Below are 375 nucleotides of genomic sequence, written 5' to 3'. Positions count from 1 at the left end.
AGGAACTTCAGGAATTCCTTGGCGCGGTGGCGCGGCATGCAGTCGCCGATGACCTGGCCGGATTTGACGTCGAGCGCAGCGAACAGCGTGGTCGTGCCATGCCGCTTGTAATCGTGGGTCATGGTGGCGGCGCGGCCCTTCTTCAGCGGCAGCCCCGGTTGGGTGCGATCAAGCGCCTGGATCTGGGACTTCTCATCCACGCACAGGACCACGGCCCGGTCGGGCGGGTCGAGGTAGAGCCCGACGATGTCGGTGACCTTCTCCTCGAACATCGGATCGTTGGAGACCTTGAAGCTGCGCGTCTGGTGCGGCTTCAGCCCTGCGTCCGCCCATATCCTTCCCACGCTCGACGGCGAGATGCCCACCGCCTCGGCC

Annotated in this window: 1 protein-coding gene; it reads right to left on the bottom strand. The window is 65.6% G+C overall.

The window, feature by feature from the left end; genetic code table 11:
- A partial coding sequence (locus ACH107_RS33605) for an IS630 family transposase (RefSeq protein WP_412509901.1) occupies positions 1 to 375 on the bottom strand: 375 nt, incomplete at both ends.

The organism is Roseovarius halophilus (ex Wu et al. 2025) (assembly GCF_047086965.1).
The sequence above is the reverse complement of the archived record's forward strand: the minus strand, read 5'-3'. Positions and strand labels throughout refer to the sequence as shown.